Raw genomic sequence first — 20,708 nt, 5'->3', positions numbered from 1 at the left:
CGGTCCTGTCAAGTGGGCCTCACACCGCACGGGAGCAACGGGCGTGACGGGTAGGTGACGGCGGCGACCGACAGTCACCCCTCCAGGTCGGCGCGGTTCGGTCGGCGGGACAGCGACAGCCAGCCCAGGAACCGGGCGTGAAGTGCCCGCAGGTCAGGATCAAGGCCCAGGGCGTACAGGTCGTCAACCGCGTCCTGCATGTTCGCTGCCAGGTAGAACGCCAGGGCGATCGAGTGACCGTAGAACTCGGTCGCGAGGTGAAGCTGTGCCGGCGGGCACGGCCAGGCAGCGGCACAGTTGCGGCAGAGCCATGCCGGGCGCATCGGATGGTGCGGGCGAGGACGGCGGGTCATCGAACACGCACCGGACCGCGCCTGACGGGAGTGCGGGTGGTCGAGCGACGGGCCGCCGGGGCGGACGTGTCCGCCCAGATCAGGCCCACGGGCATCACGAACAGGGACCGGCGCGCGATCGCGTCGCCATTCGGGGCCAGCTCGTAGGCGTCAATCCACAGCCACCCGTCGTAGGTCGGCCAGTCGAGCACGCGAATCACGCGGACGAAGATCGGGCGCAGGAACTGCACACTCGCGGCACGCGTCAGGTGCAGGACGTCAGCCGCGTGTGGCTTCCGGGGCGTGGGCTTCGGTGCGGGTCTCCGATCCGGCGGCTTGTCCGGCACGGTGCTCTCCCCTTGGTCGTCACTCTGGAAAGGGGCCGCCCCGCGATGCCCACCCATGGAGATCTTGGAAAGTTTTCGTTAGCTCAGAACGGAAACTGTCCAAGATCTGCTGGACGGGCCAGGGGCGGCCCCGATACGAACGCGTCCGCCGGGTCCGGGTCCCTACCGGCCGCGCCGTCTGGTCTCACCTTGCGGTCAGTGATGGGACAAGAACAGCCCGTAACGATATGGTCGCGAGACATTCCGTGCATCCGATGGGGGAGTCGTGAACGATGCGCTACGCGCCGCGCTAGCAGAGACGGGGCATTCGATTGAGTCCCTGGCAGGGCTGGTTGGAGTCGATCGCAAGACGGTCGCGCGCTGGCTGAACCACGACCACATTCCCCATCCCCGCCACCGGGAGGCAGCGGCGAGTGCGCTCCGACGGCCCATAGGGGACATCTGGCCGGACACTTCAAGACGCCGCGAGCCAATTTGGTTCCGACCATGGCAAGAGATTGAGCGCGAGGCGATCTCGCTACGGTCGTTTCAGTCGACCGTCCTCCCCGGCCTCCTTCAGACCGAGGCATATGCCCGCGCCGTGCTCGCCGGAGCCGACGTCATCGCCCGTAGTGACGTCGAGCGACACCTGGCCTCACGGCTCGCCCGGCAAAGCATCCTGACCCGTGAAGACCCGCCACACTTCACCGCCGTTGTCGACGAAGCGGTTTTACGGCGGCCAGTCGGTGGACGCGCCACCATGCGTGAGCAGGTACAGGCCCTCGTCACCGCGTGCGGGGCCCCGCACGTCCGCGTGCACATCGTGCCCTCTACCGTCGGCGCGTACGCTGGCCTGAACGGTCCCTTCGTGATCGCCGTGGGGTCCGAGCAGCGGATTGCGGGCTACCTCGACAATCAGCTTCAGGGGCAGGTCGTTACCGGTGCCGAGGACATCGCGGCGATGCTGGCAACGTGGGAGAACGTGCGCGGTGAGGCGTTGTCCCACTGGCAATCCGTCGATCTACTTAAGGAGATGGCGAAGACATGGAACTGACCGGCGCGCAGTGGCGTAAGAGCACCCGCAGCAGCGGCAATGGCGGCGACTGCGTCGAGGTTGCGGACAACCTGCCTGGCATCGTCGGTGTCCGGGACTCGAAGGACCCGGCAGGCCCGGCATTGGTCTTCGGGCCAGCGGCTTGGCGGGCGTTCGTCGGAATGGCGAAGGCGCACGACCCGGCCTGAACAGTTTGACGCAGCAGGCCCCCGGCTCCTGAAACCCAAGGAGGGCGCCGGGGGCTTCTGCGTGTCCGGGGTCGGCGGCATTGACCCAACGACGCTTATAATGTGGGAAAGTTGTCTCGTATGATGGGAGAGCGTCATGGGTGTGGTGGACGTTTTCGACGCGGTGGCCGGCACCTACGACGAGGCACGACGGCGGCTGGTGCCCTGCTTCGACGCCTTCTACGGCACGGCCGTCGAGGTGGCCACGCCACCGCTGCGTGCCGCGCTGGCGGCTGGGCGTACCCCCGAGGTGTTGGACCTGGGTGCGGGCACCGGGCTGCTCTCGCTCCTGCTGGCCGCGGCGGTGCCCGGAGTCCGGCTGACCCTTGTGGACGCCGCGCCGGCGATGCTGGCCCGCGCCACCGACGAGCTGTCAGCGCGTTCGGTGCCGCACCGGACCGTCCGGGCGGACCTGTCCGACGAGCTGCCCCCCGGCCGGTACGACGCGGTGGTCAGCGCGCTCGCGATCCACCACCTGGACGACGACGGCAAGCGGGCGCTCTACCGGCGGGCCGCCGCCGCCCTGACACCCGGTGGGGTGTTCGTCAACGCCGAACAGGTCGCAGGCCCGACTCCCGCGCTCGACCAGCGCTACGACGAGGTGTGGATGGCGCGGATCACCGAGTTGGGGTCGTCGCCGGAGGAGATCGCCGCCTCCCGGGGCCGCATGCGCTACGACCTTCCGGCGACCGTCGCCGACCAGTGCCGGTGGCTCGACGAGGCCGGCCTGGTCGACGTCGACTGCTACTTCAAGGAGTGGCGTTTCGCGGTGTTCGGCGGACGTGCCCGCTGACGATATGCACGTTTCGACACCCGGGAGCGAGCCGGCCACCGCGTGGATGACTGGCAGTCATACCGATGGGTAGTCTCACCGGCATGACTGCCAAGGTGACGCTGTCGTTCACGGACGAGACGATCGAGGAGGCCCGGCGCTTCGCCAAGCGCGAAGGGCTGTCCCTCTCGGCGTGGATGGACCAGGCCGCCCGGGAGAAGGCGCTGCGCGAGGTCTTCACCGCGCACGCCGCCGCCGTGGGACGCGCCGGCCTCGACCTGGAGTCCGCCGCCCTCGCCGACGCCCGAGAGGTGGGCATGGTCAACGACCTCTTCTCCGGTGAACCGCCGCGTGCTGCGCAGGGGTGAGGTCTGGCGCATCGAGGGCGCCCGGGAACGCCTCGGTCTGGTGATCAGCTCAGACGTCTACAACTCCACCGACGTGCCCATCGTGATCGTCGTCGAGGTGGTCGAGGAGTCGCTGCTGCGCGACTCGCCCCTGGCCGTGCCGATGGGCGCCTACGTGGTGATGCCCGACCGGATCTCCTCGCCCATGAAGAAGTGGTTCACCGAGTGCGTGGACGTCGCCGACACCGACACGATGCTCCGGGTCGGCCGCGCGCTGCGCATCCTCCAACAGCTCTGACTCGAGGGACCTCACCAACGCCTCCGGCCCGTGGTGCGGCAGGCGTTTCCGGGCCGACCCACGACAGGCACTGCCAGGTAACTCCGCCTTCCTAGCGTTTTTCCTCGTCAGATCGACGAGGAGGAGCCGCCGTGAGCACGCTCACCAGCACCGCAGTCACCGCCGACCCACCTGCCGTCCGCGGGCGTCGACGCCCGTTGGACGACTGGCGGCCCGAGGACCCCGACTTCTGGCGTACGACGGGCGCGCCGATCGCCCGCCGCAACCTCTGGGTGTCGATCTTCGCCGAGCACGTCGGCTTCTCCGTGTGGAGTCTCTGGTCGGTGACCGTGCTCTTCCTCGGTCCCGCGTACGGCATCGACCCGGCCGGAAAGTTCCTGCTCACCGCCGTGCCGGCCGCGCTGGGCGCGGTGCTGCGGCTGCCGTACACCCTGGCGGTGGCCCGCTTCGGCGGGCGGCGCTGGACGATGATCAGCGCGCTTCTGCTGCTGCTCCCGACGGTGCCGATGACGATCCTGCTGGAACCGGGGGTGTCCTACTCCACCCTCATGGTGCTCGCCTGCCTCACCGGCGTCGGCGGGGGCAACTTCGCCTCCTCGATGGCGAACATCAACCTGTTCTACCCGCAGCACCTCAAGGGACGCGCCCTGGGGCTCAACGCCGGTGGCGGCAACCTGGGCGTACCGGCCGTGCAGCTTGTCGGGCTGGCGGTGCTGGCCACCGCCGGCGCCGCGTACCCCCGGCTCGTTCCTGCGGTCTACCTGCCGCTGATCGTGCTGGCCGCGCTGGCGGCGGCCCGCTGGCTGGACACCGTGCCCGGGGCGCGCAACGAGCCGGGAGCGCTGCGCGAGGCGGCCCGGGACCCGCACACCTGGGTCATGTCGTTGCTCTACATCGGCACCTTCGGGTCGTTCATCGGATTCGGCTTCGCCTTCGGCCAGGTGCTCCAGCTCCAGTTCGCCGACCGGTTCCCCACCCCCGTCGACGCCGCCTGGCTGACCTTCCTCGGCCCGCTGATCGGCTCGCTGATCCGGCCGGTGGGCGGGCACTTCGCCGACCGGCTCGGCGGGGCACGGGTGACCTTCTGGAACTTCGTGGCGATGGCGCTCGGCGCCGGCACGGTCCTGTACGCGGCCCGCGAACGCTCGTTCGGGCTCTACCTGGCCGGGTTCCTGGCCCTCTTCGTCTTCTCCGGGATCGGTAACGGCTCCACGTACAAGATGATCCCGGCGATCTTCCGGGCCCGGGCGGCGGAGGCGGTCGCCAACGGCACGCGCGACCCGGAGGCCGCCGCCCGGTGGGCGCGACGGATGACCGGCGCGTTGATCGGGATCGCCGGCGCGATCGGGGCATCCGGCGGGGTGTTGGTCAACATCGCCTTCCGCCAGTCGTTCCTCAGCTCCGGCAACGCGGACGCCGCCTACCTGGCGTTCATCGGCTGGTACGCGCTGTGCTTCGCGGTGACCTGGGTCGCCTACCGTCGTCCGGGGTCGTCCCAGCGGCTCGCCGGCGTGTGAGCCGGGTCACGGCCGCCGCGCCCGAGCGCGGCGGCCCACCCCCGTTTTGACCTGCCGATGGGACGCCGGGTATCGTTGCCTGCTGTTGTACGACATCCAGAGGCGTGCCCTATCAGGTACGCTTGGTCGTTCGTGCGCGCTGGTCCGGCCTGCTAGCTCTGGTCACCTCGGCGCGCGACCCCAGACCGACGACGAGACAAGGTAGACCTGTGCGTACGTACAGCCCGAAGCCGGGTGAGATCGAGCGTCAGTGGCACGTCATCGACGCCTCTGATGTCGTGCTGGGCCGCCTGGCCACCCACGCCGCCACGTTGCTGCGTGGTAAGCACAAGCCGACTTTCGCGCCGCACGTCGACACGGGCGACTTTGTCGTCATCGTGAACGCGGGCAAGGTCGCGCTGACCGGCAACAAGCGCCACACCAAGGTCGCTTACCGCCACTCGGGTTACCCGGGTGGTCTGAAGCAGGTTGGCTACGACGAGCTGCTGACCAAGCGCCCCGAGCGGGCCATCGAGCTGGCGGTGAAGGGGATGCTCCCGCACAACAAGCTCGGCCGTCAGCTGATCAAGAAGCTGAAGGTCTACGCCGGTGCTGAGCACCCGCACCTCGCGCAGCAGCCGGTGCCGTTCGAGATCAAGCAGATCGCGCAGTGAGCGCGGGCGAAGGAAGCAGCATGACCGACATCATCGAGACCGAGGTCGCCCCGGAAGCCCCCGAGGCCACCGAGGCGCCGGCGCCCGTCGCCCGCGCGCCCCGTGGTGACCGGCCGATCCAGACCGTAGGCCGCCGCAAGGAGGCCATCGTCCGGGTCCGCATCGTCCCGGGCACCGGCAAGATCACCTGTAACGGCCAGGACCTCGAGGCCTACTTCCCGAGCAAGGTGCACCAGCAGCTCATCAAGGACCCGCTGGTCACCGCCGAGAAGCTCGAGCAGTTCGACGTGATCGCCAACCTGCGTGGCGGCGGCACCACCGGCCAGGCCGGTGCGCTCCGGCTGGGCATCGCCCGCGCGTTGATCATCAACGAGCCGGACGACCGCCCGGCCCTCAAGAAGGCCGGCTTCCTCACCCGTGACGCCCGCGTCAAGGAGAGCAAGAAGTACGGCCTCAAGAAGGCCCGTAAGGCTCCCCAGTACTCGAAGCGCTGATCTTCTCCAGCGCGTTGTACTTCTGACGGACGGCCGGTCCGCCTCCCCCGACCGGGGAGGTGGGCCGGCCGTTCCGCTTTCTCCTCATCGGCAGTTGCTCATCGGAGGTTGGCCGGTATGGGTCGGTTGTTCGGCACGGACGGCGTACGCGGGCGCGCGAACGCGGATCTCACGCCCGAGTTGGCGCTGGCGCTGGCCGTGGCCGCGGCGCACACACTCGCCGAGACGGACCGCAGTCACCCGCCGCTCGCCGTGGTCGGCCGGGACACCCGGGCCAGCGGCGAGATGCTGGAGGCCGCCGTCGTGGCCGGGCTGACCAGTGCCGGGGCGAACGTCGTACGCGTCGGTGTGCTGCCGACCCCGGCCGTGGCCTTCCTCACCGCCGAGGCCAAGGCCGACCTCGGCGTGGTGCTCTCCGCGTCACACAACCCCATGCCGGACAACGGCATCAAGCTCTTCGCCGCCGGTGGTCACAAGCTGCCCGACGAGATCGAGATGAAGATCGAGGCCGCGGTGGAGGCGAACGCCACCACCGCCTGGGACCGCCCGATCGGTGCCGGCGTCGGCCGGGTGCACGACCTGCTCGACGGCGCGGACCACTACGTGCAGCACCTGGTCGGCGCACTGCCGCACCGGCTCGAAGGGATCAGGGTCGTTGTCGACTGCGCCAACGGCGCGGCGAGTGAGGTGGCTCCGGTCGCCTACCGGGAGGCCGGCGCCGAGGTCGTCGCGATCCACGCCGAGCCCGACGGCCTGAACATCAACGACGACTGCGGCTCCAACCACATCGAGGCCCTGCGTGAGGCCGTGGTGCAGCACGGCGCCCACCTGGGCATCGCCCACGACGGCGACGCCGACCGGATCGTGGCGGTCAGCGCCGACGGCGACGAGGTCGACGGCGACCAGGTCATGGCGATCCTGGCGCTGGCCATGCGGGAGGCCGGGACCCTCACCCAGGACACCCTGGTGGCGACCGTGATGAGCAACCTCGGTCTGCGGCTGGCGATGTCCGCGCAGGGCATCCGGCTGATCGAGACCAAGGTCGGAGACCGGTACGTCCTGGAGGAGCTGCGCGCGTCCGGCCTCGCGCTCGGCGGCGAGCAGAGCGGTCACATCGTCATGCCGGCCCACGCGACCACCGGCGACGGGGTCCTCACCGGTCTGCACCTGATGGCCCGGATGGCCGCCACCGGCCGGTCAATCGCCGAGCTGGCCTCGGTGGTCACCAAGCTGCCACAGGTGCTGATCAACGTGCCGGTCGGCGACCGTACCGTCGGTGCCAACGCGCCGGCCGTCCGCGCCGAGGTCGAGCGGGCCGAGGCGGAACTGGGGGAGACCGGTCGGGTGCTGCTGCGCCCATCGGGCACCGAGCCCCTGGTCCGGGTGATGGTCGAGGCCGCCACCGAGGCGATCGCCCGCGACGTCGCCGAGCGGATCGCCGCCCTGGTGCGTACGGCCAGCCCGGCCGCCGCGTAACCGGCCGCACACCGGGCCGTTGGGCTTCCGCCCGGCGACCCGGCCCGGTCAGTGGCTCGGGGTCAGAGCGCGCAGCCGGGTGACCGCCTCGGCCAGCACCTCCGGGCGCTTGCAGAACGCGAACCGGACCAGCCGCCGTCCGGCCTCGACGTCGTCGTAGAAGACCTGGGTGGGCACCGCCACGACGCCGCAGCGCTCCGGCAGCGACCGGCAGAACTCCATCCCGTCGGTGCCGCCGAGCGCGGTGACGTCGGCGGTCACGAAGTACGTGCCCTCGGGCGTCAGCACGTCGAACCCGGCGTCGGTGAGGCCGCCGATGAGCTGGTCGCGCTGCTGCTGGAGCCCGTCGCGGAAGCCCGTGTAGTAGTCGTCGGGCAGGGCCAGCGCCACGGCGACCGCCGGTTGCAGCGGCGCGGCGTTGACATAGGTGAGGAACTGCTTCACCCGCAGCACCGCCGAGACCAGCGCCGCCGGGCCGCTCACCCAGCCGATCTTCCAGCCCGTGCAGGAGAACGTCTTGCCGGCCGACGAGATCCGCAGCGTCCGCTCCCACATCCCGGGCAGCGACGCCAGTGGCACGTGCGCGCTGGACGCGTCCGTGAACACCAGGTGCTCGTACACCTCGTCGGTGACCGCGTACGCGTCGAACTCCTGGCACAACTCGGCCACCAGCGCCAGCTCGGCCGGCGTGAACACCTTGCCGGTCGGGTTGTGCGGGGAGTTGAGCAGCACCAGCCGGGTGCGCGGCCCGAACGCCGCCCGCAGCGCCGCCGGATCGAAGGCGTACCGGCCGTCCGCACCGGGACGCAGCGTGACCGGCCGCCGGACCGCGCCGGCCAGGGCGATCGAAGCGGCGTACGAGTCGTAGTACGGCTCGAAGCAGACCACCTCGTCGCCCGGTTCGCAGAGAGCGAGGATGCTGGCCGCCACCGCCTCGGTCGCGCCCGCCGTGATCACGATCTCGCCGTCCGGGTCGTACGCCAGGTCGTAGAACCGGCGCTGGTGCTCCGCGACGGCCGCGCGCAGGGCGGGGATCCCCGGACCGGGCGGGTACTGGTTCTGCCCGCCGCGCAGCGCCTCGGCGGCGGCGGCCAGCATCTCCGGCGGGCCGTCCGTGTCCGGGAAGCCCTGGCCGAGGTTGACGGCCCCGGTCCGTACGGCGAGGGCGGACATCTCGGCGAAGATCGTCGTGCCGAACGGCCGCATCCGGGCCACCAGCGGGTCGACATCGGTGCTCGTCGTCACCTGCGCCAGCCTACGGTTACCCGCCGACCCGACTCCAGCCTCACTCGGGCTCACAACTGGTGGCCCAGGTCCCCTGGGTCTTGTTCGTCACGGGCTTTCCGGCGCCGGTGACCGTGACGGTGCAGTCGATCGGCCTTTCCTCGTAGTCGGACCACCTGGCCTCCACCATGACCCGACTCTGGCCGTTGGTACGGATGGTCGTGCGCCAGGGCAGTTTCGCCCCGTCGACGTGGATGAGATCGCTCTCAGCGTCGAAGTACGCGATGTCCGCCGTGCCCACTCCGGTGACCTCGTAGACCACCGTCACGGGGGCCGGCCCCGAGGTCGGGCGGGTGATCGGCTTCTTGGTGGGCCCCGCCGTGGGGGTGTCGGGCACGGTGGGCGGCTCGGGCGCGATGCTCGGCGGCCAGGTGTCGTCGCCGAAGGGGTCGCCGTCGTACGGGTCCTCGGCGACCGTGTCCGGAGCAAGCCGGCTGAGCAGTGACCCGGACACGCAGAAGCATCCGCACCCGAGGAGGGCGAGCGCCGCGACGACCGCGACGACGATCCCGATCACCCGACCGGCGCTGGCGGCCGGGCGGGCGGGCGGCGGATAGCCGGGATAGAGGTACGGCGGTGGGTAGCCGGGCGGTGGGTAGCCGGGTGCCGGGTAACCCGGCGGGTAGCCGGCCGACGGATGTCCCGGTGGTGGTGGGGGTGGCGGCCAGGCGCCCGTTCCGGCGGGGTCCGGCATAACCGGTACGCCGCCGGTGGGATCGGGCGTCCACGGCGCGGACGGGGGCGGCGGGGTCCAGGCCGGTGGGGGTGCCCAGGGCTGGCCCGGCGCCAACGGATCCGCCGTCGGGAAGGCGTCCGGCGCGGACCAACCGGACGGAGGGTTCGTCGGCGGCGGCGCAGCCGTCGGGTCCGGCGACGGGGCGGCGGGGTCCGGAGGTGGCGTCGGGGAGGACTCGGGGGGCGGCGCGTCGGACATGGCTGCTCCGGGCGGGAGTGGGTAAGGGGTCGAGGAGTCAGCGGAGCGTGCGCCGAACCCGCCGGAAGACTGTCGTACGCGTCGGCCGTCCCGCAACCCCGTCCGGTCCCGCGCACGCCGGCCCGGCTCGTGACGCTCGTCCCATTGCGGCCCACCAACGACCGATCGCTCAAATTCGGTGCTTGTTTAGCCGTCTTTCGAGCACCCATGATGAGCGAAACTGGGTTAGGCTGCGGGCCATGTGTGGAATCGTGGGATACGCCGGCGCGCGTCCGGCGCTGAGCATCGTGCTCGACGGGCTGCGGCGGCTGGAATATCGGGGCTACGACTCGGCGGGCGTCGCCATCGTCTGCGACGACCAGCTCCTGACCGAGAAGAAGGCCGGCAAGCTCGCCAACCTCGAGAAGGTGCTCTCCGAGCGTGCCGCCGACGACCCGACCTCCTGCGCGGCCAGTCCGATCGGCATCGGTGACGGCACCACCGGCATCGGGCACACCCGGTGGGCCACCCACGGCGGGCCGACCGACCGCAACGCCCACCCGCACGTCGCGCCCGACGGCCGCGTCGCGGTGATCCACAACGGCATCATCGAGAACTTCGCCCGGCTCCGCGCCGAGCTGGAGGCCGACGGCGTCCAGTTCACCAGCGACACCGACACCGAGTGCGCCGCGCACCTGCTCTCCGCCGCGCTGGCCGACCTGCGCGCCGCCGGCCAGCCCGACGGCCCGCAGCTGCTCGCCGCCGGCATGCGTGTCGTGTGCCAGCGGCTGGAGGGCGCGTTCACCCTGCTCGCGGTCGACGCCTCCGTGCCCGGTGCCGTCGTCGGCGCCCGGCGCAACTCGCCGCTGGTCGTCGGGCGCGGCAACGGCGAGAACTACCTGGCCAGCGATGTGGCCGCGTTCATCGAGCACACCCGCGAGGCGGTGGAGCTGGGTCAGGACCAGATCGTCCTGATCACCGGCGACAGCATCGAGATCACCGACTTCGACGGTCAGCCCGCCAGCGGCAAGGACTTCCACATCGACTGGGACTCGTCGGCCGCCGAGAAGGGCGGTTACGACTGGTTCATGCTCAAGGAGATCGAGGAGCAGCCGCAGGCCATCGCCGACACCCTGCTCGGCCGACTCACCGAGAGCGGCGAGATCGCCCTGGACGAGGTCCGCCTCAGCGACCAGGATCTGCGCGACGTCGACAAGATCTTCATCGTGGCCTGCGGCACCGCGTACCACGCCGGCCTGGTCGCCAAGTACGCCATCGAGCACTGGACCCGGATCCCGTGCGAGGTGGAGCTTGCCAGCGAGTTCCGCTACCGCGACCCGGTGCTCGACCGGTCCACGCTCATCGTGGTGATCTCGCAGTCCGGCGAGACGATGGACACCCTGATGGCCCTGCGCCACGCCAAGGAGCAGAAGGCCCGGGTTCTGGCCATCTGCAACACCAACGGCTCCACCATCCCCCGCGAGTCCGACGCCGTGCTCTACACCCACGGTGGGCCGGAGATCGCCGTCGCCTCCACCAAGGCGTTCCTCACCCAGGTCGTCGCCTGTTACCTGATCGGCCTGCACCTGGCCCAGGTACGCGGCATCAAGTTCGCCGACGAGGTCGGCGCGGTCGTCGCCCAGCTCCAGGAGATGCCGGGCAAGCTGCGCGAGCTGCTGGACCGCATCGAGCCGGTCCGCGAGCTGGCCCGCGAGCTGAAGTCCGAGCCGACGGTGCTGTTCATCGGCCGGCACGTCGGCTACCCGGTGGCCCTCGAAGGCGCGCTCAAGCTCAAGGAGCTGGCGTACATGCACGCCGAGGGCTTCGCGGCCGGCGAGCTGAAGCACGGCCCCATCGCCCTGATCGACAAGGGCACCCCGGTGATCTGCGTGGTGCCCTCCCCGGTGGGGCGCGGCATGCTGCACGACAAGGTCGTCTCCAACATCCAGGAGGTCCGGGCGCGTGGCGCGCGGACCATCGTGATCGCGGAGGAGGGCGACGAGGCCGTCGTCCGGTACGCCGACCACCTGATCTACGTGCCGCGTACGCCCACCCTGCTGGCCCCGCTCGTCACCACCGTGCCGCTCCAGGTGTTCGCCGCCGAGATCGCCAACGCCCGGGGGCACGACGTGGACCAGCCCCGCAACCTGGCCAAGTCGGTCACCGTCGAGTAGTCGCCAGCCACGCCCCGGAGCCCCGGCCGCGCCGCACCCGCGGTGGCCGGGGCTCCGTCGTCGTCCGCGCGGACAGCAGGGCTCAGCGTCCCGTGGCCGGTCCCGCTACCGGCCCAGTACGACGCGGGCCATCCCGTCCAGAGCCGGGTTGTCCGGCTCCCAGTAGCCGGCGTGCCCACCGCGGCCGCTGCGGAACACCCGGCCGCCGAAGCCTGCGTCCGCCGGGTCGTGACCGAACCACAGCTCGTGGCCGGTGCGATCCGGCCAGCCCAGCACCGCGGCGAGCGGAGCGGCGCCCAACAGCGCCGGCCGGGCCAGCTCGTCCACCGGCCGGGCCAGGCGGATCACGTCGTCGGGTGCCCTGCTGGCCCACACCTGCCCGGCCGGGACGCCCAGTTCGTCGGCGTGCGCCACGCCCACCCCGGGCGAACCGACGAACATCAGCGCGTCGGCCGCCAGCCCGTGCTCCCGGGCGGCCACCCCCACCACCAGCGACCCGTAGCTGTGCCCGAGCACCGTCTGCCGGGCCGGCGGCCCCTCGTGGGTGGCGCGCAGCCCCTCCTGGAAACGGTGCAGCGCCGGCGCGGCGTCCCGGGCCTGGCCGGCGGACGCCGCCTCGGTCAGGAAGTCCGGAGCGTCGTAGTCCAGCCACAGCACGGCCGCGCTGCGCTCACCCGGCGCGAGCGCCGCGCAGCGCTCCAGCACCCGGGCGGCCCGACCCAGCTCACCGGGGGCGTCGTCCAGCCCGGCGGTCATCCCCGGCACGTACGTCAGCACCCGATCGGCGTGGTCCGGGTCGTCGAGCGCCACCACCACCCGTCCCTCACCGGTCGGGTCCAGCCCCAGCAGGTACGCCCGCGGCGCCCCGCCGGCCAGCCGCTCGGTGAGCGCGTCCAGGCCGGCAAACCGCGCCGCCAGCGCGCGCAGTCGCACCGACGCTAGCGGCCCCGGCGGCACTCGGGCCAACAACCGCCGCCGCTCGGCCAGCAACTCGTCGCGCCGCCCGCCGAGCAGCAGGCGGTTGGCCTGGTCGCGGGCCGCCACCGGCACCCCGTCCAGGGCGCCGACCAGCGCCGGTTCGTGCCCGACCAGCCAGCGCCGCTGGGCCGGCGTCAATCCGGACCACCAGGCGCGTACGACCGTTGGCGACGCCCCGGTGGCCGGCCGGCCGGGCGGTGCCGGGGACGCCCAGCCGGTGCCGGCCGCACGGGCCAGCTCGGCCAACCGGTCGGCGGCGGCCCGATCCGCCGCGTCGGCGCGCCCCATCGCCGCGCGCAGGGCCACCGCCGCTCCCGCCACCGCGATCGCGGCTGTTGAGGCGGGTTGCGCCGGGCCGGCCCGTACACCGCCGGCCCGGTCCACGGTCAGGCCGGCCGCCTCGGCCCGGGCGACCGCCTCGGCGAGCTGGGCCTTCGCCACGGCGATCTGCCGGGCCAACTCGGCCAGCGTCTGGTCGGCCTCGATCAGCGCCGGCGCCATCGACGTCAGCTCGTCGCGGAGACCGGCGAGCCGGGCGTCGGCTGCCGTGGCCGCCGCACCGGACCAGCCGCTGCGCAGCCGTCCGGCCGTCCCGGCCAGCTCGTCGGCGTGCCGGTGGACCGGGCCGGTCAACCCGGCCCAGGCCGATCCGGCCGACCGCCAGCCGGCCGGATCGGCGGCCCAGAGCTGCCGGTAGCCGACCCCGCTCACCGGGGCACGGAGGCGAACCGGCCGGCGGCCCGGTCGTCCACCGTCTCGTACGCCTCGGCCGCCCCACGGATGTCATCGGCGGTCGCCGCCACGGCCGTGCCCAGCCGGCAGAACCAGGCGTGCCCGGCCGCCTCCAGCCCCGCCAACGCCGTGGCCGTCCGCCAGCCCGGGGCCGGCACCAGCAGCCCCGGCACCCGCGCCAGACCCCACGCCAACCGGTACGCCTCGTCGTCGAGCGCGCCGGCCTCCGTGCGCAGCTCCTGCGGCCGGACGGCGAACGGCTCCTCGGTCATGACCCCACCCCCGTGTTGGATCGGCATCGACGCGCTGAACGCTAGGCAGAGCCGGGCCGCGCCGAGGTGCCCTGTGGACGCCGGGCTGCGGTCGTACCCCGGTCTGTCCACAGGCGTTGCCCACCGCGGGCCCGACGGCTAATCTGCCGCCCCCGCCGCCGGTAGGGTGGTCTGGTGATCGTCGCTGTCGGCCTCGACGTCGTCCTGGTGGACCGGTTCACCCGGTCCCTGGCGCGGACGCCGCTGCTCGCCGACCGGCTCTTCACCGGGCCGGAACGGGTCACCCGATCCGGCGGTCCCCGCTCGCCGGAGTCGTTGGCCGCCCGCTTCGCCGCGAAGGAGGCCGTCGCCAAGGCCCTCGGGGCCCCCGCCGGCCTGCGGTGGCACGACTGCGAGATCGTGCCCGACACCGATGGCCGGCCGTGGCTGAGCGTCTCGGGAACCGTCGCGGCGGTGGCCGCCGAGCGTGGAATCAACCACTGGCATCTGTCGCTCTCGCACGACGGTGGGATCGCATCGGCGATGGTGGTCGCGGAACGGTGACGTCGGCCGGGTGGGCCATGCCGGCCAGCCCGCGAACGGATGGGACACGGTGACATGAGACCGGTGTGGCGGGTGGCCGACGTACGGGCCGCCGAGGCGGGGTTGTTGGGCACGCTGCCGGAGGGCACGCTGATGCAGCGCGCCGCCGCCGGGCTGGCCCGCCGGGCGGCCCTGCTGCTCGCCGAGCGTGGCGGCGTGTACGGCGGCCGGGTGCTGCTGCTCGTGGGCTCGGGCGACAACGGCGGCGACGCGCTCTACGCCGGTGAGCGGCTGGCCCGCCGGGGCGTCGAGGTCTCCGCCCTGCTGCTCACTCCGGGCCGGGCGCACGTCGCCGGGTTGGCCGCGCTGCGGGCCGCCGGTGGCCGGATGGTCGATCGCCCCGCCGGCCCCGTCGACCTGGTCCTGGACGGCATCGTCGGGATCGGCGGCACGGGTGGGTTGCGGGCGAACGCGGACGAGGTCGTCCAGGGGCTGGGCGATCTGCGTGGGCGCGACGGCCAGCGGGCCACCGTCCTGGCCGTGGACGTGCCGAGCGGGGTCGCCGTGGACACCGGGCACGTGCCGCTGTCCGCGTCCGGCCGGCCCACCGCCGTCCGCGCCGACGTGACCGTCGCCTTCGGCGCGCTCAAGCCCGCCCTGGTGGTCGGGCCGGCCGCCGCCCTGGCCGGGCAGGTCGAGCTGGTCGACATCGGGTTGGAGCCCTGGCTGCGGGGGAGCCCCGCGCTGAACGTCACCGACTGGTCCGACCTTCAGCGGTGGTGGCCGGGGCTAAGCGCCGGCTCGGAGAAGTACACCCGGGGTGTGGTGGGGGTGGCGACCGGATCGGCGACGTACCCGGGCGCGGCGGTGCTCTCCGTCGGCGGTGCGCTCGCCGGGCCGACCGGCCTGGTCCGGTACGCCGGTGGGGCCCGCGACGAGGTGCTGCGCCAGCATCCCTCGGTGATCGCCACTCCCCGGGTGGCCGATGCCGGCCGCGTGCAGGCGTGGGTGTGCGGCTCGGGGTTGGGCACCGGAGACGAGGCGGCGGCCGAGCTGCGGGCCGTCCTGGCGACACCGGTGCCGGTGGTGCTCGACGCGGACGCGTTGACCCTGCTGGTCGACGGTTCACTCGCCGACCGGCTGCGCGGCCGGGACGCGCCGATCGTCGTCACCCCGCACGACCGGGAGTTCACCCGGCTGTGCGGGGAGGAGCCGGGCGCCGACCGCGTCGGGTCCGCGCTGCGACTGGCCGCCTGGATGAACGCGGTGGTGCTGCTCAAGGGGGACCGCACGGTGATCGGCACGCCGGACGGCCGGGCGTACGTCAACCCGACCGGCACCCCGGCGCTGGCCACCGGCGGCACCGGCGACGTGCTGGCCGGGCTGCTCGGCTCGCTGCTGGCGGCCGGGGTGCCGGCGGACCGGGCGGCGGCCGGGGCCGCGTACCTGCACGGGCTGGCCGGCCGGGAGGCGGCCCGCGGCGGCCCGGTGACCGCGCCCGACGTGGTGACCGCGCTGCGTCCGGTCGTCGCCCGGCTGGGCTGATCGTCCCGTCCCGACCCGACCGGCGCGTTGGGCCGAGCGTCGCCGCCCACGGTGATCAGGCTGGAAAGTAGGCTGGGCGCATGTGGCAGGCCGAGGTACGTGTCGATCTTGACGCGATCCGCGAGAACGTGAGCCGGCTCCGCTCCGGCACCACCGCCGAGATGATGGCGGTGGTGAAGGCCGACGGGTACGGCCACGGCATGCTTCCGGCCGCCCGCGCGGCACTGGACGGGGGAGCGGACTGGCTCGGCGTCTGCACCCTCGACGAGGCGCTCACGCTGCGCCGGAACGGGATCACCGCGCCCGTGCTGGCGTGGCTGCTCGCGCCCGGGCTGCCGCTGCACGAGGGCGTCAGCGCCGGGGTCGATCTCGGTGCCGCCAGCCTGCCGCAGCTCGACGAGATGATCGAGGCGAGTCGGCGTGCCGAGCGCCCCGCCCGCCTGCACCTGAAGATCGACACCGGGTTGTCGCGGGGCGGCGCCACCGTCGCCGACTGGCCGGCCCTGCTCGACGCCGCCGCGAAGGCCCAGGCCGACGGCCTGGTCGAGGTGGTCGGTGTGTGGAGCCACTTCGTGTACGCCGACATGCCCGGTCACCCGACCACCGACCGGCAGCTCGCCGTCTTCCACGAGGGACTGGCCATGGTCGAGCGGGCCGGGCTGCGCCCCCGGTGGCGGCACCTGGCCAACTCGGCGGCCACCCTGACCCGTCCCGACACGCACTTCGACCTGGTCCGTCCCGGGCTGGCCATCTACGGACTGTCCCCGGTGGCCGGCGAGACGTACGGGCTGCGACCGGCGATGACCGCCCGGGCCCGGGTGATGCTCACCAAACGGGTACCCGCCGGCACCGGCGTCTCCTACGGGCACACCTACACCACACAGTCCGACGCCAATCTCGCCGTGGTGCCGCTCGGGTACGCCGACGGTGTGCCCCGACACGCCTCCAACACCGGCCCGGTGCAGCTCGCCGGCGCGCGGCGCACGATCGCCGGACGCGTCTGCATGGACCAGTTCGTGCTCGACTGCGGCGACGACCCGGTGGCCGACGGCGACGTGGCGACCCTGTTCGGCAGCGGCGCCGACGGCGAGCCGACGGCCGACGACTGGGCCGAGGCGGTCGGCACGATCAACTACGAGATCGTCACCCGGTTCGGTGGCACGCGGGTGCCGCGCGTCTACGACGGTGAGCGCCCCTGATGGCGTACCGCATCCCGCGCCCGCGGACCGCGGCCGGCCGCGTCGCCGGCCTGGTCGGTGCCGCGGTCGGGGTGGCGGCGGCCGGTCTGGCCGCCGGCGTCGCGACCGAACGCACCCTGGTCCGCCGGCTCAAGACCGACCCCACCGACCGCTACGCCCAGGAGACGTTCGGCGAACAGAGGTACGACGAGGCGTTCCGGCTGGAGCTGCCGGACGGCACCGACATCCACGTCGAGGTGGTCGAGCCGACCCGTCCGGTGCCGGGTCACCCGACGGTGGTGCTGGTGCACGGGTTCTGCCTGGACATGGGCACCTTCCACTTCCAGCGCGAGATGCTCGCCGCGCGTGGCGACTACCGGATCGTGGCGTACGACCAGCCCGGTCACGGTCGCTCCGGCCGGTTGGAGACCGGCGAGTACGACCTGGCCGTGCTCGGCCGGACCCTGCGCCGGGTGATCGACCGGGTCGCCCCGGAAGGGCCACTGGTGCTGGTCGGCCACTCGATGGGCGGCATGACCATCATGGCGTTCGCCGAGCTGTTCCCGGAACTGTTCGGTGACCGGGTGGTGGGCACGGTGCTGATGGCCACGTCGGGCGGTCTCGTCGCGGAGACCAAGCTGGTCGCCCCGGCGCTGCTGGGCCGGGTCGGTGGCCCGGTGCTCTACATGGTCAGCAACGCCACGCGGTACGGCGGCCCGGTCATCGACAGGGCCCGTAAGTCGACGTCGAACGTGGCCTGGCTGCTGACCCGCAAGTACGGCTTCGGCACCCGCAAGCCCAGCCCTCGGCTGGTGTCCTACGTGGAGACCATGAACTCCCGGACCTCGGCCGACACGGTGACCCGCTACCTGCGGACCCTCGCCACGCACTCGCGCTTCCCGGCGCTGGCGGCGTTGGCGAACGCGCCGGTGCTGGTGGTCGTCGGCGACAAGGACATGATCACGCCGGTGACCCACTCCGAGGAGATCGTCCGGCGGCTGCCGCACGCCGAGTTCATCAAGATCAAAGACAGTGGTCACGTGGTGATGCTGGAGCACGCCGACGAGGTCAACGCCGCGCTGGAGCGGTTCCTCGAATCACTGGAGAGCATGGAGGACCGGTGAGTTTCGTCGTCAAACTGCCGACCGTCGAGGACACTCGGGAGTTCGGCCGCCGGCTGGCCGGGCTGCTGCGAGCCGGTGACCTGGTGCTGTTGACCGGCCCGCTGGGCGCCGGCAAGACCGCGCTCACCCAGGGCATCGGCGCCGGGCTCAACGTCCTCGGGGACGTGACCTCGCCGACGTTCGTGATCGCCCGGGTCCACCGGCCCGATCCGGCCCGCGGCGGTCGGGTGGCCCTCGTCCACGCCGACGCGTACCGGCTGGGCGCCGCCAGCGACCCGCGCGCCGAGATCGACGACCTGGACCTGGACGCCTCGGTGGACGCGTCGGTGACCGTCGTGGAGTGGGGCGAGGGCCTGGTGGAGCAGTTGGTCGACGCGCACCTGCGGGTCCGTATCGACCGCCGCGACGATGACACCCGGGTTGTCGAGCTGGATCCGGTCGGTGGTGACTGGGCTCGGCGGTTGGCCGAGCTGGGTTAGGGCGCGGCGTTGTCGGACGTGATGCCTAGAGTGCGGGGGACCGACCCGCGCTGGAAGAGGTTTCTGATGCCCGACGATGCCCCCGCCCTGGACCTGCTGGCGCTGCTGCCGGAGCAGTGGCGTGCCGTGCTCACCCCGCACCTCGACCCGGCCCGCACGGCCGCGCTGGCCGAGTTCGTCGCCCGGGAGTACGCGACGCAGACCGTCTTCCCGCCGCTGGAGGACCTCTTCTCGGCGTACCGGCTCTGCCCGCCGGAGGCCACCCGGGTGCTGATCCTCGGGCAGGACCCCTACCACCGGGTCGGGCAGGCGCACGGGCTGAGCTTCAGCGTCCGCGAGGGCGTGTCGGTGCCGCCCTCGCTGCGCAACGTCTTCAAGGAGCTGGGCGAGGACGTGGGCGTTCCCAAGCCGCGCAGCGGCAACCTCGACGGTTGGGCGGCGCAGGGCGTGCTGCTGCTCAACGCGGTGCTGACCGTCCGTCAGGCCACCCCCGGCTCGCATGCGAACGCCGGCTGGGAGGAGTTCACCGACGCCACGATCCGGGCGCTGGACGCGTTGCCGGACCGGGTGGTCTTCCTGCTCTGGGGCGGCTACGCCCGCAAGAAGGCCGGCCTGGTCACCAACTCTCGGCACGTCGTGCTGGAGGCCGGCCACCCGAGCCCGATGAACCCGCGCGGCTTCCTGGGCAGCCGCCCGTTCAGCGCCGCCAACAAGGCCCTCGCCGACGCCGGCCGTCCCACCATCGACTGGGAGCGCACCGCCGACTAACCTCAGCCGTGTGGCTGGCCGGGTCCGCCTCCGGCGCCGGCTGGCCTGGCCCGCGTCGCGAGCTGACCCGGCGCGTCCGCTCCGTCGGGTCGGCCTCACGCGCCGGGCCTGCCACCGGTCGGCCATCGGGGGCGCGGTGCCTGGTTCTGGCCCAGGTCCGGGTCCGGGTCCGGGTCCGGTCAGCTTTCCGGGGCGCGGCGCCGGGCCCGGTAGCGGCGCAGCAGGTCGGCGGCCTGCGGCTCGGTCAACTCCAGCTCGACCAGCGGCACCACCTGATAATCGCGGCCATCGTGGCGTACCTCGATCGTCTCGGGCAACTCGTCGCACATGGTCGCCCTGATCTCGCCATACCGGGTCGACCAACGGTGTTCGCCCGGCTCCTCCGGCTCCAACCACAGCCCGCCGAACTCGCCCCACCGGGCGTTCCACCGCTGGCCGTAGTTTGCCTCCAGCCAGCCGGTGAACCGTTTCGAGTCCTGCCAGCGGAGGGCGATCTCGACGGCGTCCACCGGCACCGGCGCGCCCTGCAACAGCGCCGCCGTGCTGCCGGTGAGCACCTGCGGAAAGTCGGTCAGTCGGTCCAGCGTCTCGTTGAGGCCCAGCTCGTCGATGCGTTCGCCGATCGGGCGGGCAGCCAGTTCGTCGATGCGAGCGTCGAGGTGCGCGTCCAGCGGCTCGACCCCGACCACCAACTGCACGTCCATCGCGGTGAACAACCGCTCCAACACGGGGACGCTCGGCGCTCGTTCGCCGCGTTCGATCCGGGCCACGGCCGCTTGGCTGACCTCGGCGAGCCCGGCGAGCTGGCGCTGGCTCAGCTCGCGTCGCTGGCGTTGCTGCCGCAGCACGGCGCCGAGGAGGGTGACGAGGCGAGTCGATGGCATCCCGGCATGCTGGCCCAGCATCAGACGCTCGCGGTAGCTCTGCGGCGGATTCACGACTCGCGGTCTTGCAGGCCGCGATCAGCACGGTCGGGGCCGCGTCGCAGAGCGGCGGCAATGATGCTGATGAGCGTGATGCCTGTGAGTCATCTTGATGACTCACAGGCATCACGCTCATCAGGGTCTTGTCGCCGTCGCCGTCGCCGTCGCCGTCGCCGTCGCCGTCGCCGTCGCCGCGCGGCGACGGGTGGCGTGGCGTGGCGGTCGCGAAGACGCACGATGTGGCGTGGCGTGGCGTGGCGTCGCGTGGCGTCGCGTCGCCTGGCACGGCGTGGCGGTCGCGAAGACGCACGATGTGGCGT

23 protein-coding genes are annotated in these 20,708 nt (G+C 72.5%); 16 read left to right on the top strand and 7 right to left on the bottom strand.

The annotated features are described in order from the left end of the window. Positions 1-74 precede the first annotated feature (74 nt). On the bottom strand, positions 75-323 hold the full coding sequence (locus ACLQ25_RS01760) for a hypothetical protein (RefSeq protein ID WP_425728442.1): 249 nt from the start codon (positions 321-323) through the stop codon (positions 75-77). 26 nt (positions 324-349) lie between these two features. Next, positions 350-583 (bottom strand): hypothetical protein, encoded by a 234-nt coding sequence (locus tag ACLQ25_RS01755; protein ID WP_425728441.1) that lies wholly within the window; start codon positions 581-583, stop codon positions 350-352. A 361-nt stretch (positions 584-944) separates the two neighbouring features. Here ACLQ25_RS01755 and ACLQ25_RS01750 point away from each other — a divergent pair, with 361 nt between their 5' ends. The 9 genes from ACLQ25_RS01750 to glmM all read left to right on the top strand — a co-directional run bounded on the left by ACLQ25_RS01750 (position 945) and on the right by glmM (position 7,496). Beyond that, positions 945-1,712 carry a helix-turn-helix domain-containing protein gene (locus ACLQ25_RS01750; protein WP_425728440.1) on the top strand — a complete coding sequence of 256 codons (768 nt, stop codon included), beginning with the start codon at positions 945-947 and terminating at the stop codon, positions 1,710-1,712. Beyond that, positions 1,703-1,900, top strand: a complete 198-nt coding sequence (locus ACLQ25_RS01745) for a DUF397 domain-containing protein (protein WP_425728439.1) — start codon at positions 1,703-1,705, stop codon at positions 1,898-1,900. Before ACLQ25_RS01750 ends, ACLQ25_RS01745 begins: the two co-directional genes overlap by 10 nt. Before the next feature lie 136 nt (positions 1,901-2,036). Further along, positions 2,037-2,732: a class I SAM-dependent methyltransferase gene (locus ACLQ25_RS01740; protein ID WP_425728438.1), complete on the top strand. Its 696-nt coding sequence runs from the start codon at positions 2,037-2,039 to the stop codon at positions 2,730-2,732. Between the two features lie 83 nt (positions 2,733-2,815). Next, positions 2,816-3,079 (top strand): DUF6364 family protein, encoded by a 264-nt coding sequence (locus ACLQ25_RS01735; protein ID WP_357126411.1) that lies wholly within the window; start codon positions 2,816-2,818, stop codon positions 3,077-3,079. After that, complete coding sequence (locus tag ACLQ25_RS01730; RefSeq protein ID WP_396832848.1) at positions 3,063-3,356, top strand: hypothetical protein; 294 nt, start codon at positions 3,063-3,065, stop codon at positions 3,354-3,356. Before ACLQ25_RS01735 ends, ACLQ25_RS01730 begins: the two co-directional genes overlap by 17 nt. A 131-nt stretch (positions 3,357-3,487) precedes the next feature. Next, complete coding sequence (locus ACLQ25_RS01725) at positions 3,488-4,873, top strand: MFS transporter (RefSeq protein ID WP_425728437.1); 1,386 nt, start codon at positions 3,488-3,490, stop codon at positions 4,871-4,873. Positions 4,874-5,082: 209 nt separating this feature from the next. Then, entirely contained in the window at positions 5,083-5,526 is a 444-nt protein-coding gene (gene rplM / locus ACLQ25_RS01720) for a 50S ribosomal protein L13 (protein WP_088987625.1), read from the top strand. 20 nt (positions 5,527-5,546) lie between these two features. Next, positions 5,547-6,020 carry a 30S ribosomal protein S9 gene (gene rpsI, locus ACLQ25_RS01715; RefSeq protein ID WP_112626216.1) on the top strand — a complete coding sequence of 158 codons (474 nt, stop codon included), beginning with the start codon at positions 5,547-5,549 and terminating at the stop codon, positions 6,018-6,020. A 117-nt stretch (positions 6,021-6,137) separates the two neighbouring features. Then, positions 6,138-7,496, top strand: a complete 1,359-nt coding sequence (gene glmM, locus ACLQ25_RS01710) for a phosphoglucosamine mutase (protein WP_425728436.1) — start codon at positions 6,138-6,140, stop codon at positions 7,494-7,496. Positions 7,497-7,544: 48 nt separating this feature from the next. Here the strand turns inward: glmM and ACLQ25_RS01705 are convergent, their stop codons facing one another. Together ACLQ25_RS01705 and ACLQ25_RS01700 are read right to left on the bottom strand one after the other, a co-directional pair. Continuing rightward, positions 7,545-8,741: a pyridoxal phosphate-dependent aminotransferase gene (locus ACLQ25_RS01705; protein WP_425728435.1), complete on the bottom strand. Its 1,197-nt coding sequence runs from the start codon at positions 8,739-8,741 to the stop codon at positions 7,545-7,547. A gap of 40 nt (positions 8,742-8,781) precedes the next feature. Next, positions 8,782-9,714: an MmpS family transport accessory protein gene (locus tag ACLQ25_RS01700; protein ID WP_425728434.1), complete on the bottom strand. Its 933-nt coding sequence runs from the start codon at positions 9,712-9,714 to the stop codon at positions 8,782-8,784. Positions 9,715-9,953: 239 nt separating this feature from the next. Between ACLQ25_RS01700 and glmS the strand changes: the two genes are divergently transcribed. After that, positions 9,954-11,867 (top strand): glutamine--fructose-6-phosphate transaminase (isomerizing), encoded by a 1,914-nt coding sequence (gene glmS, locus ACLQ25_RS01695; RefSeq protein ID WP_425728433.1) that lies wholly within the window; start codon positions 9,954-9,956, stop codon positions 11,865-11,867. Between the two features lie 105 nt (positions 11,868-11,972). Here the strand turns inward: glmS and ACLQ25_RS01690 are convergent, their stop codons facing one another. Both ACLQ25_RS01690 and ACLQ25_RS01685 read right to left on the bottom strand, forming a co-directional pair. Beyond that, positions 11,973-13,556, bottom strand: a complete 1,584-nt coding sequence (locus ACLQ25_RS01690) for an alpha/beta hydrolase (protein WP_425728432.1) — start codon at positions 13,554-13,556, stop codon at positions 11,973-11,975. Next, positions 13,553-13,849, bottom strand: a complete 297-nt coding sequence (locus ACLQ25_RS01685) for a hypothetical protein (protein ID WP_425728431.1) — start codon at positions 13,847-13,849, stop codon at positions 13,553-13,555. The genes ACLQ25_RS01690 and ACLQ25_RS01685 overlap by 4 nt, the downstream gene beginning before the upstream one ends. 174 nt (positions 13,850-14,023) lie before the next feature. Here ACLQ25_RS01685 and ACLQ25_RS01680 point away from each other — a divergent pair, with 174 nt between their 5' ends. The 6 genes from ACLQ25_RS01680 to ung all read left to right on the top strand — a co-directional run bounded on the left by ACLQ25_RS01680 (position 14,024) and on the right by ung (position 19,465). Further along, positions 14,024-14,392, top strand: a complete 369-nt coding sequence (locus tag ACLQ25_RS01680) for a holo-ACP synthase (protein ID WP_357126380.1) — start codon at positions 14,024-14,026, stop codon at positions 14,390-14,392. Positions 14,393-14,446: 54 nt separating this feature from the next. Next, entirely contained in the window at positions 14,447-15,916 is a 1,470-nt protein-coding gene (locus tag ACLQ25_RS01675) for an NAD(P)H-hydrate dehydratase (protein WP_425728430.1), read from the top strand. A gap of 80 nt (positions 15,917-15,996) precedes the next feature. Next, a complete protein-coding gene (gene alr / locus ACLQ25_RS01670) occupies positions 15,997-17,115 on the top strand; it encodes an alanine racemase (RefSeq protein WP_425728429.1) in 1,119 nt (372 codons plus the stop codon). Next, the gene (locus ACLQ25_RS01665) at positions 17,115-18,218 is read left to right on the top strand and encodes an alpha/beta fold hydrolase (protein WP_425728428.1); all 1,104 of its coding nucleotides are present in this window, start codon (positions 17,115-17,117) and stop codon (positions 18,216-18,218) included. The genes alr and ACLQ25_RS01665 overlap by 1 nt, the downstream gene beginning before the upstream one ends. Further along, positions 18,215-18,697 carry a tRNA (adenosine(37)-N6)-threonylcarbamoyltransferase complex ATPase subunit type 1 TsaE gene (gene tsaE / locus ACLQ25_RS01660; RefSeq protein WP_357126369.1) on the top strand — a complete coding sequence of 161 codons (483 nt, stop codon included), beginning with the start codon at positions 18,215-18,217 and terminating at the stop codon, positions 18,695-18,697. The genes ACLQ25_RS01665 and tsaE overlap by 4 nt, the downstream gene beginning before the upstream one ends. Before the next feature lie 66 nt (positions 18,698-18,763). Continuing rightward, the gene (ung, locus tag ACLQ25_RS01655; RefSeq protein WP_425728427.1) at positions 18,764-19,465 is read left to right on the top strand and encodes a uracil-DNA glycosylase; all 702 of its coding nucleotides are present in this window, start codon (positions 18,764-18,766) and stop codon (positions 19,463-19,465) included. 179 nt (positions 19,466-19,644) lie between these two features. On the opposite strand, the gene ACLQ25_RS01650 is transcribed toward ung, so the two are convergent. After that, a complete protein-coding gene (locus ACLQ25_RS01650; RefSeq protein WP_425728425.1) occupies positions 19,645-20,349 on the bottom strand; it encodes a helix-turn-helix domain-containing protein in 705 nt (234 codons plus the stop codon). Between the last annotated feature and the right edge of the window lie 359 nt (positions 20,350-20,708).

Source organism: Micromonospora sp. DT44 (genome assembly GCF_049841635.1).
Classification (GTDB): domain Bacteria; phylum Actinomycetota; class Actinomycetes; order Mycobacteriales; family Micromonosporaceae; genus Micromonospora.
The sequence above is the reverse complement of the archived record's forward strand: the minus strand, read 5'-3'. Positions and strand labels throughout refer to the sequence as shown.